General features: G+C 69.7%; 18 protein-coding genes. 11 read left to right on the plus strand and 7 right to left on the minus strand.

Features of this window, described 5'->3' with window-relative positions; genetic code table 11:
• Nucleotides 1-15: 15 nt before the first annotated feature.
• Genes AB0E56_RS02680 through AB0E56_RS02690 form a run of 3 tightly spaced genes read left to right on the plus strand, consistent with a single transcriptional unit; the run spans nt 16 to nt 3,572 of the window.
• Nucleotides 16-1,854, plus strand: a complete 1,839-nt coding sequence (locus AB0E56_RS02680) for a substrate-binding and VWA domain-containing protein (protein ID WP_359796530.1) — start codon at nt 16-18, stop codon at nt 1,852-1,854.
• Between the two features lie 7 nt (nt 1,855-1,861).
• The gene (locus AB0E56_RS02685; RefSeq protein ID WP_359796531.1) at nt 1,862-2,872 is read left to right on the plus strand and encodes a hypothetical protein; all 1,011 of its coding nucleotides are present in this window, start codon (nt 1,862-1,864) and stop codon (nt 2,870-2,872) included.
• A gap of 7 nt (nt 2,873-2,879) precedes the next feature.
• Nucleotides 2,880-3,572: an aspartate/glutamate racemase family protein gene (locus tag AB0E56_RS02690; protein WP_359796532.1), complete on the plus strand. Its 693-nt coding sequence runs from the start codon at nt 2,880-2,882 to the stop codon at nt 3,570-3,572.
• A gap of 33 nt (nt 3,573-3,605) precedes the next feature.
• Here the strand turns inward: AB0E56_RS02690 and AB0E56_RS02695 are convergent, their stop codons facing one another.
• The gene (locus AB0E56_RS02695; RefSeq protein ID WP_359796533.1) at nt 3,606-4,049 is read right to left on the minus strand and encodes an SRPBCC family protein; all 444 of its coding nucleotides are present in this window, start codon (nt 4,047-4,049) and stop codon (nt 3,606-3,608) included.
• Between the two features lie 143 nt (nt 4,050-4,192).
• Here AB0E56_RS02695 and AB0E56_RS02700 point away from each other — a divergent pair, with 143 nt between their 5' ends.
• Together AB0E56_RS02700 and AB0E56_RS02705 are read left to right on the plus strand one after the other, a co-directional pair.
• Nucleotides 4,193-5,521 carry a cytochrome P450 gene (locus AB0E56_RS02700; protein ID WP_359796534.1) on the plus strand — a complete coding sequence of 443 codons (1,329 nt, stop codon included), beginning with the start codon at nt 4,193-4,195 and terminating at the stop codon, nt 5,519-5,521.
• A gap of 97 nt (nt 5,522-5,618) precedes the next feature.
• Nucleotides 5,619-6,803 carry a zinc-dependent alcohol dehydrogenase gene (locus AB0E56_RS02705; RefSeq protein ID WP_359796535.1) on the plus strand — a complete coding sequence of 395 codons (1,185 nt, stop codon included), beginning with the start codon at nt 5,619-5,621 and terminating at the stop codon, nt 6,801-6,803.
• Between the two features lie 32 nt (nt 6,804-6,835).
• Here AB0E56_RS02705 and AB0E56_RS02710 read toward each other — a convergent pair whose 3' ends face one another.
• The 3 genes from AB0E56_RS02710 to AB0E56_RS02720 form a co-directional block, all read right to left on the minus strand.
• Nucleotides 6,836-7,144, minus strand: a complete 309-nt coding sequence (locus tag AB0E56_RS02710; protein WP_359796536.1) for a hypothetical protein — start codon at nt 7,142-7,144, stop codon at nt 6,836-6,838.
• Complete coding sequence (locus AB0E56_RS02715) at nt 7,141-7,386, minus strand: hypothetical protein (RefSeq protein WP_359796537.1); 246 nt, start codon at nt 7,384-7,386, stop codon at nt 7,141-7,143. The genes AB0E56_RS02710 and AB0E56_RS02715 overlap by 4 nt, the downstream gene beginning before the upstream one ends.
• Nucleotides 7,387-7,456: 70 nt before the next feature.
• Nucleotides 7,457-7,591, minus strand: coding sequence for a hypothetical protein (locus tag AB0E56_RS02720; RefSeq protein WP_017203888.1), 135 nt, complete (start codon nt 7,589-7,591; stop codon nt 7,457-7,459).
• A gap of 179 nt (nt 7,592-7,770) precedes the next feature.
• Here AB0E56_RS02720 and AB0E56_RS02725 point away from each other — a divergent pair, with 179 nt between their 5' ends.
• The 6 genes from AB0E56_RS02725 (at nt 7,771) to AB0E56_RS02750 (ending at nt 12,746) form a co-directional block, all read left to right on the plus strand.
• Nucleotides 7,771-8,910 carry a calcium:proton antiporter gene (locus AB0E56_RS02725; protein WP_359796538.1) on the plus strand — a complete coding sequence of 380 codons (1,140 nt, stop codon included), beginning with the start codon at nt 7,771-7,773 and terminating at the stop codon, nt 8,908-8,910.
• A gap of 40 nt (nt 8,911-8,950) precedes the next feature.
• Entirely contained in the window at nt 8,951-9,919 is a 969-nt protein-coding gene (locus tag AB0E56_RS02730) for an isoprenylcysteine carboxylmethyltransferase family protein (RefSeq protein WP_359796539.1), read from the plus strand.
• Nucleotides 9,920-9,982: 63 nt separating this feature from the next.
• Entirely contained in the window at nt 9,983-10,483 is a 501-nt protein-coding gene (locus AB0E56_RS02735) for a MarR family transcriptional regulator (RefSeq protein ID WP_359796540.1), read from the plus strand.
• Nucleotides 10,480-11,283, plus strand: a complete 804-nt coding sequence (locus AB0E56_RS02740) for an SDR family oxidoreductase (RefSeq protein ID WP_359796541.1) — start codon at nt 10,480-10,482, stop codon at nt 11,281-11,283. Before AB0E56_RS02735 ends, AB0E56_RS02740 begins: the two co-directional genes overlap by 4 nt.
• A 127-nt stretch (nt 11,284-11,410) precedes the next feature.
• Nucleotides 11,411-11,668 carry a hypothetical protein gene (locus tag AB0E56_RS02745; protein WP_359796542.1) on the plus strand — a complete coding sequence of 86 codons (258 nt, stop codon included), beginning with the start codon at nt 11,411-11,413 and terminating at the stop codon, nt 11,666-11,668.
• 115 nt (nt 11,669-11,783) lie between these two features.
• On the plus strand, nt 11,784-12,746 hold the full coding sequence (locus tag AB0E56_RS02750) for a GNAT family N-acetyltransferase (RefSeq protein WP_359796543.1): 963 nt from the start codon (nt 11,784-11,786) through the stop codon (nt 12,744-12,746).
• Between the two features lie 9 nt (nt 12,747-12,755).
• Here AB0E56_RS02750 and AB0E56_RS02755 read toward each other — a convergent pair whose 3' ends face one another.
• The 3 genes from AB0E56_RS02755 to AB0E56_RS02765 form a co-directional block, all read right to left on the minus strand.
• Nucleotides 12,756-13,457, minus strand: a complete 702-nt coding sequence (locus tag AB0E56_RS02755; RefSeq protein WP_359796544.1) for an O-methyltransferase — start codon at nt 13,455-13,457, stop codon at nt 12,756-12,758.
• Between the two features lie 75 nt (nt 13,458-13,532).
• Nucleotides 13,533-14,543: a Gfo/Idh/MocA family oxidoreductase gene (locus AB0E56_RS02760; protein WP_359796545.1), complete on the minus strand. Its 1,011-nt coding sequence runs from the start codon at nt 14,541-14,543 to the stop codon at nt 13,533-13,535.
• Nucleotides 14,540-15,232 (minus strand): putative N-acetylmannosamine-6-phosphate 2-epimerase, encoded by a 693-nt coding sequence (locus tag AB0E56_RS02765; RefSeq protein WP_359796546.1) that lies wholly within the window; start codon nt 15,230-15,232, stop codon nt 14,540-14,542. The genes AB0E56_RS02760 and AB0E56_RS02765 overlap by 4 nt, the downstream gene beginning before the upstream one ends.
• Between the last annotated feature and the right edge of the window lies 1 nt (nt 15,233).

Here is a 15,233-nt window from a genome sequence, read left to right on the forward strand (position 1 = left end):
GGGTAGCCTAGGCGCATGAGCGCGCCTCGCACCGCACGAAGGACCCTGTTCCGGCGAACACCCGCCGCGTTGGCCACAGCAGCCGTCGCCGCACTGGTTCTCGCGGCCTGCACGGGCGGGGGAGAAGACCCGGAGCCCGAGGCCGGACAGGGGTTCCCGGACGACGGCTGCACCCACATCACGGTGGCGACCTCGTCGGAGAAGGTCAACATGCTCGACGAGCTCGCGACGGCGTTCAAGGAATCTCCCGAGCACGAGGGACTCGACACGTGCGCGACGGTGCGCCCGACGAACGTCTCCTCCGGCAACGCCGCGCGCTACCTCACCTCCGGCGACGACTGGCCCAGCGACGACCGCGCCCTGTGGCCGACACTGTGGTCACCCGCATCGACCGTGTGGACCGACCGTGTCGCCGCCGCCGCCTCGCCGAATCTCGTCGGCGAGCCCGCCTCGTTCACGCGCACCCCCGTCGTGTTCGGGATGCCCGAACCCATGGCCAAGGCTCTGGGGTGGCCGGACACCCCCATCAGCATCACCGACCTCGAGGGTCTGTGCCAGAACCCCGAGGGCTGGGGGAGCGTCGGCAAGGACATCTGGGGCGCGTTCAAGATCTCCAAGACGAACCCGAACACCTCGACGACCGGACTGTCGACCATCCTGATGCAGTCGTACGAAGCCTCGGGCAAGTCGGAGGGACTCACGGGTGACGACGTGGACGCTGCCGAGGACTTCTCCCGGGTGTTCGAGGAGTGCGTGATCCACTACGGAGACACGACCGGCAACGTGCTCTCGACCCTGTACGACGAGACCCAGAACGGCGCCAACGGCTCGGCGTACGTCTCGGCCGTCGCCCTCGAAGAGACCTCGCTGCTCAACTACAACAAGGGGAACCCCGACTCGCACACCGTGCAGCCGGGAGAGACGCTGACCCCGCCGAAGACCAAGCTCGTCGCTGTGTACCCCTCTGGCGGCTCGATGTGGTCCGACAACCCGGTCACGGTGCTCGGAGCAGACTGGATCACCCCCGAGCAGCGCACAGCCGGCGAGGCGTTCGCAGCCTTCCTGCAGACCACGCCGGCCCAGCAGATCCTCCCCGAATACGGCTTCCGCCCGCTCGACGAGTCCGTCGCCCTCGGCGATCTCTTCACCGCCAGCTTCGGCGTCGACCCCGCACAGCCCGCCGTGACACTGCCCAAGCCCGACGTGGATGTCATCTCGACGGCCATCGACCAGTGGACCCAGGTGCGCAAGCCCTCCTCCGTACTCGAACTCATCGACATCTCCGGTTCGATGGACGACCCGATCGGCGACGGACGCTCGCGACTCGACGGGGCGATCGAGGGAGCGCAGACCACGCTCGACCACTTCCGGTCGACCGACGAGGTCGGCGTCTGGGCCTTCACGACCGGAGTCGAGTCCGACGAGGGCGAAGGCATCCAGGTGCTGCGCGACGTGTCGGCGCTCGGTGCCGACGGCGAGAAGCTCGACTCGTCGCTCGACGACCTTCGGTACGCGCAGCGCAACGGGACCCCGCTGTACGACGCGATCCTCACCGCGTACGAGGCCATGGGCGAGCGCGCCGAACCCGGACGCATCAACGCGATCGTGGTGCTGTCCGACGGCGAAGACACCGACTCCACGACCTCACTCGACTCGCTGATCGCGAAGATCGGCAAGAGCACGAAGGAGGGCGGCACCGATGCCCCGGTGCGCATCTTCCCCATCGCATACGGAGAGGGCGCCGACACCTCGGCGCTGCAGCGGATCGCGGATGCCACAGGGGGGCAGATGTTCGACGCCTCGGACGCCGAGCGCATCGACCTCGTGTTCGCCTCCGTGATCAACAACTTCTGAGGTGAGGATGATCAGCACCACGGCATCCGACCCGAGCGGAGTGACCGACGCGATCGCGGCCCTTCAGTCGGGCGACGTCTACGTCGCGCCGGGCGTGCAGGGGCAGGCAGCCCTGACCGAGGCGCTGGCGGCCGCCGTGCCGGGGGACCGGACGATCGCCGTCGTGGTGCTTCCGGAGGACGCGGACCTGGGCACCGTCTACGACCTCGAACTGCTGGACAGGCTCAGCGAGCGGGTGCCGCAGACGACCGTCGTGCTCGCCGTCGGGGATGACCTGCAGGCGGGCTCCACGGTGATCGACAGCAACGACGTGCTGCGGATCGCCAACGAGAACGAGGCAGCGGCCGGTGGTGACACGCAGTCCGCGCTCGTCGAGACGGTGAACCAGATCGTCGAGGAGGCCCCGTCGTCGCCGGGGGAGACCGCGGGCGAAGCAGGAGATGCGATCCTTCCCCTCGTCATCGGTGGTGTCGTCCTCGCCGCGGCCGCCGGTGCCGCCATCGCCCTCGTCCTGCGTCGGCGCCGTGCACCGAAGGCTGCCGCCACCGCAGACCCCTTGCCTCCGGCCATCCGCCTGCGTGTGAACCGGCTGCGCGAACTGCGCGTCGACTACGCGAACCTCCGGGGCGACGCGGTCGCGGCGGAGACGGCGGCGTCGATCGACACGCTCGCCTCCCACGTCGAGCAGCTCTTCGTGCGGCTCGACGCCAAGGCCGAGGCGGACCAGGTCATGCTCGCCGAGGCCGAGTACGCCGACAAGCTCGCCCGGCTCGTCGCGGCACTCGAACCCGATTACCTGCTCGACCTGCTCACCCGGCCCGACCTGTGGGATTCGCCGCAGGAGCGGGTCGACGAGGTGCGGGAGGCCCTCGCCGGGCTCACGACGCAGATCGTCGACAACATCAAGCAGGTCAACGCCCGCAAGGGGCTGCTGTTCCAGGTGTCGCTCGACTCGCTGATCGGCCGCTCCGAGCTGCGGGATTGGGAGCGGCAGTTCAAGGACGGCGCGGGGGAGTGACGTCGCGATGAAGGCCATCGGAGTGCTCGGCGGCATGAGCTGGGAGTCCTCGCTGGAGTGGTACCGGCTCGCGAACGAGCGCGTGCATGCACAGCTCGGCGGACATCATTCCGCGCGCATCGTGCTGGACTCGCTGGACTTCGCCGAGATCGAGGCGATGCAGGCTCGAGGCGACTGGGACGCCGCTGGCGGTCTCCTCGCCGACCGCGCCGCAGCACTCCAGGGAATGGGAGCCGAACTGCTCGTGCTCGCCACGAACACGATGCACCTGGTGGCGGATCGGATCGAGGCGGCCGTGAGCATCCCCTTCCTGCACATCGCGGATCCCGCGGCCGCAGCCATCCGCGCGTCCGGCCTGACGACGGTCGGGCTGCTCGGCACCGCCTTCACGATGGAGCAGCCGTTCTACGCGGATCGGCTCGCCGCACACGGCATCCGCACGATCGTCCCCGATGCGGAGGATCGTGCCGCCGTGCACCGGGTGATCTACGACGAACTCGTCCACGGCATCATCAGCGACGACTCGCGACGGCGGTACGTCGACGTGATCGAGCGTCTGGTGCTGCGGGGCGCCGAGGGCGTGGTGCTGGGATGCACGGAGATCGAGCTTCTCGTCTCGGCGGAGGATGCGCCGGTCCCGGTGTTCCCCACGACAGCCCTGCACGTCGAGGCGGCCGTCGCGCTCGCCCTCAGCGCGTGAAGCCGCCGAACAGGAAGACCACTCAGCCCTGGGTCACGACGACTCCGCGTGCCCCTCGGCGAGGTAGGCGAGACGGTGAAGTGTCTCGGCGTTGCGCCAGCGCAGCATCGGTGCGGTGAACAGTCGCGGGATCAGTGCGGCCGGCCCCTTCACCGGCTCCTCGTCGATGCGCACCTGGCACCCGGTGGGAGTCGTGCGTGCTCGCAGCGTGACCTGCGCCTCACCCATCGGCCAGCCACGCGCACGGAGCATGATGCCTCGCGGGGGATCCCACTCCAGAACCTCGGTCGTGTCGTCGAGCAGCGCCGGCCACACCCCGACCGAATGGTGCAGCTGCGAGCCCGCCGCCGGCCAGGACTCGTCGACATCGCGCATGCGGGAGGCTCCGACCACCCACGCGGGGTAGAGCCAGCCGTTCGCGAGCACGCGGAACACATCGTCGGTGGTGCACGCCATCTCTCGGGTGTTGCTCGTCATGATTCCTCCGTCCACGGCCATCCTGGACGACACGGTCTCTTCGCAGCAGGTGCTTGACACACGCGGCGTCGACCCGGATACCACATCCGGATCGCGAACGCTCCCCCCTGGAGCGGGGTCACCGCTCCTGGCACGGTCGGAGGATGTTCCAGAGACTGACCTCCCGGGTGTCGCGCGCGGTCGACGCGATCGTGCACGACGACTCCCCGACGCTCCTCACCCGCGGCTACGACTTCGGCGAGCGCATCTGGCGGCGAGCGCAGCCCGGTTCCCGGTCCGCGCCGATGCGGCTGCTCGGCGACGACACGGCGTTCGTGCGCGGCGCGGAGGGCGTCGAGCTGTTCTACGACGAGTCCCGCATCGCGCGCCACGGCGCCATGCCGGCCCTCGTTCAGGAGACGCTGTTCGGACACGGCTCGGTGCACAGCTTGGACGGCGAAGCCCATCGGCACCGCAAGGCCACGTTCGTCGAAGTCGCCTACGAAGACGCGCAGGTCGAGCGCCTCACGCCGTGGCTCGAGAGGGAGTGGGCGGTCGAGCGCGAGGAGTGGCTTCGCGGCGGCACCCGCAGCGCGTACGACGCCGCGGTCGGGGCCCTCGGCCGCGCGATCATGGGGTGGGCGGGCCTGCCGGGGACCGCGGCGGCGAAGACGCGGTGGTCGGCGCGACTGGCGCAGATCGTCGACGGCTTCGGCGTTCCCTACTCGCCGGAGTACCTCGCGGCCGCCATCAACCGGGTGTGGTCGGACCGACACGCGCAGCGTCTCATCGAGGCCGTCCGCGCGCGCTCACTGGATGCCCGGGAGGGCACGGCGCTCGCACTGTGGGCGGCGCACCGCGCTCCGGACGGCGAACTCCTCCCCTCGCGGGTCGCCGGCATAGAGCTGCAGAACAGCATCCGTCCCATGATCGCAGCGGCCCGGTTCGTGGCGTTCGCCGCCAAGGAGCTGCACGACCGCCCGGAGTGGCGCGCGCGTATCGCCGCGGAGGTGGAAGAGCGCGGAGCGCTGGTGGGCGGCACTCTCGCCACGATGTTCGCGCAGGAGATCCGGCGGACGGCACTGTTCGTGCCGATGCTCCCCGGGCGCGCGATCGCCGACATCGAGATCGGCGAGGTGCGGGTTCCCGCGGGCGGAAGGGTGGTGCTCGACATCCTCGGCACGAACACCGACGAGCAGTCCTGGGCACATCCGCACCGCTTCGCCCCCGAGCGGTTCACCGACGTCGACGACTACGAGTCGCTGCGCACGTTCATCCCGCAGGGTGGCGCCGAGGTCGCGACCGGTCATCGATGCCCCGGGGAGAAGCTCGTGATCGCGGGGCTGTCCGCCGCGATCGCCGTGCTGAGCGATCCGCGACTCCGGATCCTCGACGACGGCCTCGACGTGAACCGCCGCCGCCTGCCGACCAAGCCCGCATCCGGGGCACGTGTACGCGCCGCCGGCTCCGGACGAGGCTGCCCGTTCCACTGAGCGGGGGTCGCATGCCCGGAGACACCTGTCAACCGGGTAGGCGGGATCCACATCGGCGACGACCGTGGGGCGGACGACGACACGAGCGGAGGACGCCATGAAGGCACTGACCTGGCAGGGCAAGCGAACGGTGACGGTCGAGGAGGTTCCCGACCCGGTGATCCAGCAGCCCGAGGATGCGATCATCCGCATCACCTCGTCCGCGATCTGCGGCTCGGACCTGCATCTGTACGAACTGCTCGGGCCGTTCCTCGACCGCGGCGACATCCTCGGCCATGAGCCGATGGGCGTCGTCGTGGAGGTCGGCGCGAACGTGACGCGGCTGTCGGTCGGCGACCGCGTCGTGATCCCGTTCAACATCGCGTGCGGCGAGTGCTTCCTGTGTCGGCGCGGGTTCCAGTCGCAGTGCGAGACGACGCAGGTGCGGGAGTACGGCAGCGGCGCCGCGCTGTTCGGCTACACCAAGCTGTACGGCCAGGTGCCCGGCGGACAGGCGGAATACCTGCGCGTACCGCTCGCGGACTACAACCACATCCCGGTCGGCCCCGACCTGCCCGACGAACGGTACCTGTTCCTCAGCGACATCCTCCCCACAGCCTGGCAGGGCGTCGAGTACGCCCAGGTACCGGAAGGCGGCACGCTCGCGGTGATGGGTCTCGGGCCCGTGGGGCAGTTCGTGTCGCGCATCGGGCGACACCGCGGCTATCGGGTGCTCGCGGTCGATCCGGTGCCCGAGCGCCGCGCGATGGCCGAGCGCCACGGGATCGAGACCTTCGACCTCACCGACACGATCGTGGAGGAGCTGCGCGATCTGACGGAGGGGCGCGGCACGGACTCCGTGGTGGATGCCGTCGGCCTCGAGGCGCACGGCAACTCTGGCGTCGAGTTCGTGCAGAAGGCCGTGGGGCTGCTGCCGGACCCGGCGGCGCGCCAGGTGCTCGACAAGGTCGGCATCGACCGACTGGCCGCCGTGTACGCATCGATCGATGTGGTCCGCCGCGGCGGCACCGTGTCGCTGAGCGGTGTGTACGCGGGCGATGCCGACATCATGCCGATGAAGACCCTGTTCGACAAGCAGATCACTCTGCGGATGGGGCAGTGCAACGTGAAGCACTGGGTCGATGACCTGGTGCCGCTCGTCGAGGACATCGCCGATCCGATCGGTGTGATGGACCTCACGACCCACAACGCACCCCTCGACGATGCCCCCGAGCTCTACCGCACGTTCCAGCAGAAGGAGGACGGCTGCATCAAGGTGGTGCTGCACCCCTCGACGGTGTGAGTCTGCCGCGTGAGTCCTCGGCGGGGGTGGCCTCAGGCGTTCGCGCCGGGGTCGCCCTCGTCGCGGTTCGCCTCGTCGACGTCAGGACGCCGTGTGCCGATGCCGGGTTCGTCGTTGTGCGTCGACTCGTCGGGCACGGATGATCGCGATCCGCGCTCGACGCCGACGGCCTCTGCAGCGCCCGAGTCGGCTCCCGCTCCTCCCGCAGGGACCTCGCCCGAGGTCGCGGCCGCGTCACCGCCGCGCTCGGCGAGGTGCTCGGCGATCCGTCCGTGCGCATCGCCGTCTGCGGGGGACGACACGTTCTCGGGGCGCTGGCCCTCTTCGTCGATGCCGCTCATTCGGAACCGTCCCTCAGGTCGGTCGGCGCGTCGCCGCTGTGCCCACCGCCCTCGTCCTCGGGCGCGATATCGCCCTGGCCGTCTTCGCCGAGTTCGGCCTCGACCGGGTCGTCGCCCTGCGTCTCGGGCTGCTCTGCATCGGTCGGGTACACGTCGGGATTCGACATCGTGAACTCCTTCTCGTCGGGAGACTCCAGCGTCGGGCGGATGCCGTCGCGACGCAGCACCGTTGACACGCGCACGAAGGGAAGGTAGCCGGGACCGGTGGGTGCGCCGGAAGCGCACGTCGACGCACCCACCGGAGGAGTTCGCTCAGCCCTTCGCGCCCTTGCGAGGCTTCAGGAACTCGTCTGGCGCGTTCTTCTCGCGCTTCGCGGCGCGCTTCTCCTTGAGCGTGAGCTGCGGTGCCTTCTTGCTGGCCCGACCCTGGATGGACTTTCCGGACATGGTTACTCGCTTCCCCTTGTGCTGGCTGGCGTAACCTCCGACCATAGCCCGCGCCTGAGGGAAGTCAAATTTCCTCCTGACCGGGAAATATTTGCTACGCTGGAGTGTTCGCTGACCACGGAGGACGACCTCCGGCGGGAGATTCAGACCGGGGACGGCCCCGACTCCAGGAGTCCGCCATGTCCCGCGCAGAAGTGAAGCAGTTGATCGGCGTCAAGGACGTCGCCCGCATCGTTCTCGGATGGGGAGCGTTCGCCGCGCTCCTGATCCTCCACCCGCTGCTGGAGCCCCCCGTGCCCGCTCCGGTCCTGGTCATCGCACTCGCGGTGATCGTCGCGGTGATCCTCGTGTGCGCGTTCGGCGTGGTCACGCAGGCCGAGGCTCTCGCCCATCGTCTCGGCGATCCCTACGGCTCGCTCGTCCTCACGCTCTCCATCGTCTTGATCGAGGTCATCCTGATCTCGGCGGTCATGCTCGGACCCGGTGAGCATGCGACGATCGCCCGCGACTCGGTGATGGCGGTCGCGATGATCATCCTGAACCTCGTCATCGGCCTCGCCCTCCTCCTCGGCGGCATGCGTCACCGCGGCATGGCGCACAACCGCACCGGCACGTCGGCGTACCTGTCGATGCTGGTGGTGCTCGTGGCTCTCGCGTTCGGCCTGCCGGCGCTGATCGGCGTCGACGGCTCGTACGCCACCGCGCAGGAGATCCCGATCATCATCCTCACGCTCGTGCTCTACGCCTTCTTCCTCTTCCGGCAGATGGGCGCGCAGGCGGGCGACTTCACCGAGGTCGACACCCGGTCGCCGCAGCGGTCGCCGCGGGAGGAGCGAACCGGCATCCGGCAGGTGCTGGCCGCACACCGCGCCGAGGTGATCGTCCGGCTCGCGCTCCTGGTGGTGACCGTGATCCCGATCGTGCTGCTGTCGCACGACATGGCCGCGCTGCTCGACGACGGACTCGGTCGCCTCGGCGCTCCGGTCGCCCTCGCGGGAGTCCTGATCGCGGGCATCGTCTTCCTGCCGGAGTCGATCACCGCCGTCCGAGCCGCGCTCGGCGGCGAGGTGCAGCGCGTCGTCAATCTCTGCCACGGCGCCCTGGTGTCGACCGTGGGTCTGACGATCCCCGCCGTGCTGGTGATCGGCATCGCGACGGGCCAGACCGTGGTGCTGGCCGAGTCTCCGGCGAATCTGCTGATGCTGGGCGTCACGCTGCTGCTCTCGGTGACGACGTTCGCCGCGAAACGCGTGACGGCCATGCACGGCGCGGCACACCTGGTGACGTTCGCCATCTACGTCGTCGTGCTGTTCAGCTGACACCCTCGTGCCCGCGGCCCGGCGACCTAGACTTGCCGCTATGAGGGGGAGCCGGCTCGCATCGACGTCGGCAGTGACCTGGGGACGCCTCTACTTCGCGGGCCAGGCACTGGCGGGCGTCGCGTGGTGGATCACGGTCTTCACGGTGCCGGACGTGCGCACGGCGACGCTGGGGACCCTCGACGCGCGACTCCTCGCCGTCGCGGACATCCCCCTCTTCGTGGTGGCGTCGGCACTGGTGGCGCTCGGCGTGCGGCGTGCAGCATGGGTCGCCGCCCCCTGGACGCTGCTGGTCGCCGTCGGGATGGGTCTGTATGCGACGGTCACGGCGACCGCGGGCTGGGGCGCACTGCTGATGGTGGCGGCGGCAGCGGGCTCGACGGGCGCGGCGATCCTCGTGCTCCTGGGAAGGGTGCCGTCGAACTGGCTGCTGATCGGCCCCTTCCGCTTCCGGCCGGCTGCGCCGATGAACACCCGCGCGCTCGTGTCGAAGGCCACTCTCCAGACTGTGGTGTTCTCGGCGATCTTCCTCCTCGCGCTGCCCGCTGTCATCGTGGTGCTGGAGCTGCGGTGGGGGCTGCACGTCCCATTCCCTCCCGCCCTGCGCATCGGCGGCGTCGCCCTGTTCGCGGCAGCGCTCGCCCTCTCGACCTGGTCGTCTGCCGCGATGTCGGTGCAGGGAGCGGGCACGCCCCTCCCGTCGTCGATGCCCCGTCGACTCGTGATCTCGGGTCCCTACCGGTTCGTCCGGAACCCGATGGCGATCGGGGGCATCGCCCAGGGTGTGGCGATCGGGCTCATGGCCGGCTCCTGGCTCGTAGTCGTCTACGCCCTCTGCGGCTCGCTGGTCTGGAACACGGTGGTGCGTCCGCTCGAAGAGGCGGACCTCGAGGAGCGTTTCGGTTCGGCGTTCCGCGCGTACCGAGACCGCGTCTCCTGCTGGCTGCCGCGGCGCCCGCTCCGCGCGTCGGAGGGCGCACACGAGGAGTCGGTCTCGTTCGACGCCTGAGCCGGGGTGAACAGAATTCCGCACGTCAGTTGCCTCAGGCAACTATCGGCGTAGACTGGTCGCATGACAGTCGCTGACGGTGTCGCAGGCATCCACGTCGCGCTCGTGCAGGTGGTCTCCGAATGGACGGAGAGCGATCTCCAGGCGCAGGTCGCCGACGGCGTGGGCGTCGCGCTCGACCCGACGGCTGTCCGCGCGGTGTACCTGCTCGGTCTCAGCGGCGGTGCGATGGGCTTCACCGCATTGTCCGAGCGCGCCTCGATGTCGCGCCCGACCACGTCCAAGCTCGTCACCCGGCTCGAGGCCCAGGGGGTCGTCGAGCGCGTGCGTTCCGGACGCACGGTCGAGGTGCGGCTGACGGATGCCGGAGCTCGGGCGTACGCGCGCCTCGTGGCGGCAGGGCATCGCATGGTCGACGACGCCGTCACGGGCTGGACGCCTCAGGAGGTCGAGCAGTTCCGTGCACAGCTCGCCCGGTTCGTCGCGGCCCTCTCGCGGACGACACACCCGCACGACCCCAAGACGACGCCTGATCGGGCGCCCACCCACAAGGAGGAAACATGACACGCACCTACATCGTCACCGGCGCCGCATCCGGCATCGGCGCCGCCACGACGCAGCTGCTCCGCGCACAGGGCCACACCGTGATCGGAGTCGACCTCGCCGGCACCGAGGTCGAGGGCGACCTGTCGACGCCGGACGGCCGCACTGCCGCGGCGGAAGCGGCGATCGCCGCGGCGGGCGGCACCATCGACGCCGTGATCGCCTGTGCGGGGATCGCCGCTCCGATCGCCAAGACGATGGCGATCAACTACTTCGGCGTCACCGAGTTCCTGACCGCGCTGCAGCCGACGCTGAGCCTCGCCGATCAGCCGAGGGCTGCGGTGGTGTCGTCCATGGCCTCACTGCAGCCCGTGTCGGCCGAGCTCGTCGATGCCGCGCTCGACGGCGACGAGGCACGAGCGCTGGAGATCGGAGACCAGCTCGCCGCGACACCCGAGGCCGGCTTCCTCAACTACTCGTCGAGCAAGCGCGCGGTGTCGCGGTGGGTCCGCCGGGAGTCGGTCACCCCCGCGTGGGCCGGGGCGGGCATCCCACTCAACGCCGTCGCGCCCGGCACAGTCACCACGGCCATGACCGCCGGCCTGCTCGCGAGCCCTGAAGGCCTGGCGCAGGTGGATGCCGCCGTGCCGATGCCCCTCAACTACCACCAGCCCGCGTCGTCGATCGCGGAACTGCTGGTGTGGCTCACGAGTCCGGCGAACACCCATATGGCAGGCCAGACCATCTACTGCGACGGTGGCGCAGACGCCGTGCTCCGCGGCGACGACATCTGGTCATGGAACGACGCTCCGCAGGGTTGAGACGCCCCCCGACGAAGGCCCGGACCGCAGCGGTCCGGGCCTTCATCGCATCCCGCACCGGTTCCTTATTTTGAATGACTCAAAATAACTTGCTAGGGTCGAAGGGACCCCCACGAGAGGAACCACCATGGATGAGACCCGATCCGGCTGGACGCCCAGCCCCGTCTTCAGTTCGATGCCGCACGCGATGGGCCGTGGCTCCCGCGAGGACATCGTGTGGGAGGCACTCGAGCGTGTGGACGGCAAGCCGGCGCCGACGATGGGCGCGATGCAGGCGGCCATGGGCAACGAGGCGCAGATCCGACTGGTGACCGACGTGATCCGGCGCTACCTCGACGCACGTGGGATGCGCGACCTCGGCCAGCTCGCCGCACGCGCGTCCTAGCGCTTCCGCCGTCCCACCGCCCCGAGCCCGCACGTTCCCGCAGCCGATCGATGGCACGCTGGATCCTGTGCCCGAGCGAACGCCAGATGACGAGTCCTCCCACTCAGAGCCGACGGTGACCATCGAGGTGGTGGACCCGCACGATCTCCCACGGCTCCTCGAATGGAACGCCGTGCTGCGTGACGGCTACGCGTCCGGGCGCAGCCACGTGTGGTCGCGCAGCGACGAGGCGACACGCTCGCAGTTCCACCACCCGCATCCGACCCGGGTCTCCGTCCTGCTGATGGCCGAGGTCGCTGGCGTCGCGGTCGGCGCCGCCGAGGCTCATATGCGCCCGGGAGAGCCCGCTGACGTCGAGATCGCCGTCCGCGAAGACTGCCGGCGTCGAGGAGTCGGTCGCGCGTTGCTCGAAGCCGTGCGGTCCGCGCTGCGCGGCGCTGCCACGGTCATGCGCGCCGAGACCTCCACCGAGGCGGGGGTCGCGTTCGCCCGATCAGCGGGGCTCGACGTCGGCACCCGCGAGATCCGTCAGATCGTCGAGCTTCCGGTGCCGGAGAACAGGCTTGCGGGAAGAGCCGGAGCGCCCGCGGGTGTCGAGGTGCTCTCCTGGTCCGGTCGGTGTCCCGACGATGTGCTCGACGACTGGGCTCGACTGCGATCACAGATGTCCGCCGAGGTGCCGTCGGGAGAGCTGACCCGCACGCTGGAGACCGCCGACGTCGAGGCGGTGCGTCGCAACGAGCAGCGCATGTCGGCCCAGGGCTACACGCTCGTGCGGAGTCTGGCGCGCGAACACGGCGACGCGGTCGGCTACACCGAGATCCTGGTGTCCCGAGCCGATCCCGAGATCGGGTACCAGGACGACACCTTCGTCGAGGAGCGGGCTCGAGGTCGAGGGATCGGTCGCGCGATGAAAGTCGCCAACCTCCGTCAGCTCATGACCGTGCCGGAGAGCACCGCCTCGCGGATCCTGCAGACCTACACCGAGCCGGGCAACGCGCCGATGCTCGCGCTCAATCGATCCCTCGGATTCGAAGAGGCCGACGTGCTCACGGTTCTCGAGGGTCCGCTGGGCTGAGCCCCCGCACTACCGACGGTGCACGATGATGAGGCCGTCCCACCCCTTCTCGCCCACCGTCTGCAGCGCCGTCGCATCGAGGTCCGGGTTCGCGGCGATCGCATCGATCACTGCACGCACCCCCTGCACACGCGGGTCGCTGCTGTTCGCATCGGCGACGGCGCCGTCGCGCACCACATTGTCGATGACGATCACCGCGCCAGGCGTGGTCAGCTCGAGCGCCGCGGCGAGGTAGATCGGATTGCTCGGCTTGTCGGCATCGATGAAGACCAGATCGAACGGCTCGACCTGCTGGTCGATCAGCCTCTGCGCGGAGTCCGCGGCCGGACCCACCACCACATCCACCCGGTCGGCGACTCCTGCGCGCTCCAGGTTCTCGCGTGCGATCGCGGCGTTCTGCTCTTCGAGTTCGAAGGTGACGACATGACCGCCGACACCGACTGCACGCGCCAACCAGACGGTGGAGTAGCCCGCGAGCGTACCGAACTCGAGCACGCGCCGCGCGCCGGAGATCTGCGCCAGGAGGCCGATCAGTGCGCCCTGGTTCGCGGCGACCTCGGCGTTCGGCATGGTCGTCCGCGCCCCCGACTCGCGTGCTTCCACCAACGCGGCATCCTCGTCCACGAGCGCGGCGGCGAAGTAGGAATCGACAGAGCGCCAGGCCGGAGCGGATGCGTAGCGGTTCTCGAGGGGCTCGTGCTGGTCGCTCATGACGCCAGTCTTTCGCCCGCGATCGGACGCGCAGGCGCGTGGCGGGCCTCCCGATTCGGAAGGCCCGCCGCGGGATCAGCGACTCACGTCCGCCCAGGTGCGCGTACGAAGCGACTCGTCGATGGCGTCGAGCACTCGCGCCGCAGACACCGCTTCCTCGATGCCGATGCGGCTGGGGAGGTCGAACTCGACCATCTGCAGGAAGTAGTCGAACTGCTGCGGCACGACTCCCTCCAGCCGTCCGTCGAGTTCCGGGTCGAGCATCGTGTTGGGGAGCCGGAAGTCGTCGAGCGTGTCGAGTGAGATGCCTTCGGCCGTGACATCCACCTTGATGTTCCCGTCGGTGCCGTACAGATCGAACTGCGAGGCGAGGCCGCTCGGCGTGGAATCCGGGAGCACCCAGGAGATCTCGATCGTGCCCACCGCGCCGTTCTCGAGCTCGGCGAGGATCAGGGCGACGTCGACGCCCTCCTTGCCGGCCGCGGGGAGGACCTTCGCGGCGGTGGTGGCCGAGACGCGCACGATGGGACTCCCGGAGATCCACTGCACGAGGTCGATGTCGTGGATGCCCTGATACATGTAGATCGGGGAAGCCCCGTTGTTCGCGAACCCGACGCTGCGGGGGACGATCCGCGCCGCGCGGAAATGGACGGGGTCGCCGACCGTCCCCGCGGCCACGGTCTTCGCCGCCGACCTGAACCGAGGATCGTGGCGCAGGACGTGTCCGACGAGGACTTTGGATGCTGTCGCCTTCGCCGCGGCATCCGCGATGGTGCGGGCACCCTCGAGCGTGTCGGCGAGGGGCTTCTCGACGAGGACGTGGAGTCCTGCCTCGATGGCCTCCACGGTGACGCCGACGTGCAGCTTGTCGGGGACCGCGATCACGACGCCGTCCAGGGCGACAGCCTCACGGGCGGCGCTGAGCGTGGGGAACCACGGCGCTCCGTACTGCGTGGCGACGCGGCGACCGCTGTCTTCGAACGGGTCGACCACGGCGGCCAGTGTCGCCCTGGGGTTCTCGGCGACGATTCGGCAGTGGACCTGGCCCATGCGGCCGGCGCCGACGACGGCGATGTTGGTGGTCATGCGGATGCTCCCTTCGTGAGCGTGGGTACTGCAGCCAGGTAGCGCTTGGTCAGCGCCATCGGCTCGGTGATGGATGTTCCGACGACGACCGCGAAAGCTCCGGCCTCGAACGCTGCTCGAAGCTCGTCGGGTGATTTGATGCGCCCCTCCGCGATGACCGGGGTCGGGCGGGTGGCGAGTCGGGCGACGAGCTCGATGTCAGGGTCGCCGCCGCGGTTCTGCGGCACGCTGGTGTAGCCGGACAGCGTCGTACCGACCAGGTCGGCGCCGAGCTCACCCGCGTGCGCGCCCGCCTCGAAGCTGTCGATGTCCGCCATGACGGCCGCGCCGAGCTCACGGACAGCCGGAAGGAGTGTGTCGACGCCCGGGTGCTCGCCGCGAGCGCGCAACGTCGCATCCATGGCGATGATGTCGGCGCCGGCGTCGAGGAGGGCCTTGGCCCTGTCGACGGTGGGGGTGATCCACTGGAACCCGTCCGTGACGACCTTCTCCAGACCGATGATGGGAACGGTGACACGTGCACGCACGGCCGCCACGTGTTCCGCGCTGTTGATGCGTACCGCCCCGGCACCCGCGAGCACGGCCGCCTCGGCGATCGCGGCGATGATTCCCGGGTCGCGCAACGGCGACCCGTCCGGCGCCTGACAGGACACGATGAGGCGTCCACGAAGCGTCTCGAGGTCGAGCATT

Origin of the sequence: Microbacterium sp. NPDC028030 (assembly GCF_040637855.1) — a bacterium.
Taxonomy (GTDB): domain Bacteria; phylum Actinomycetota; class Actinomycetes; order Actinomycetales; family Microbacteriaceae; genus Microbacterium.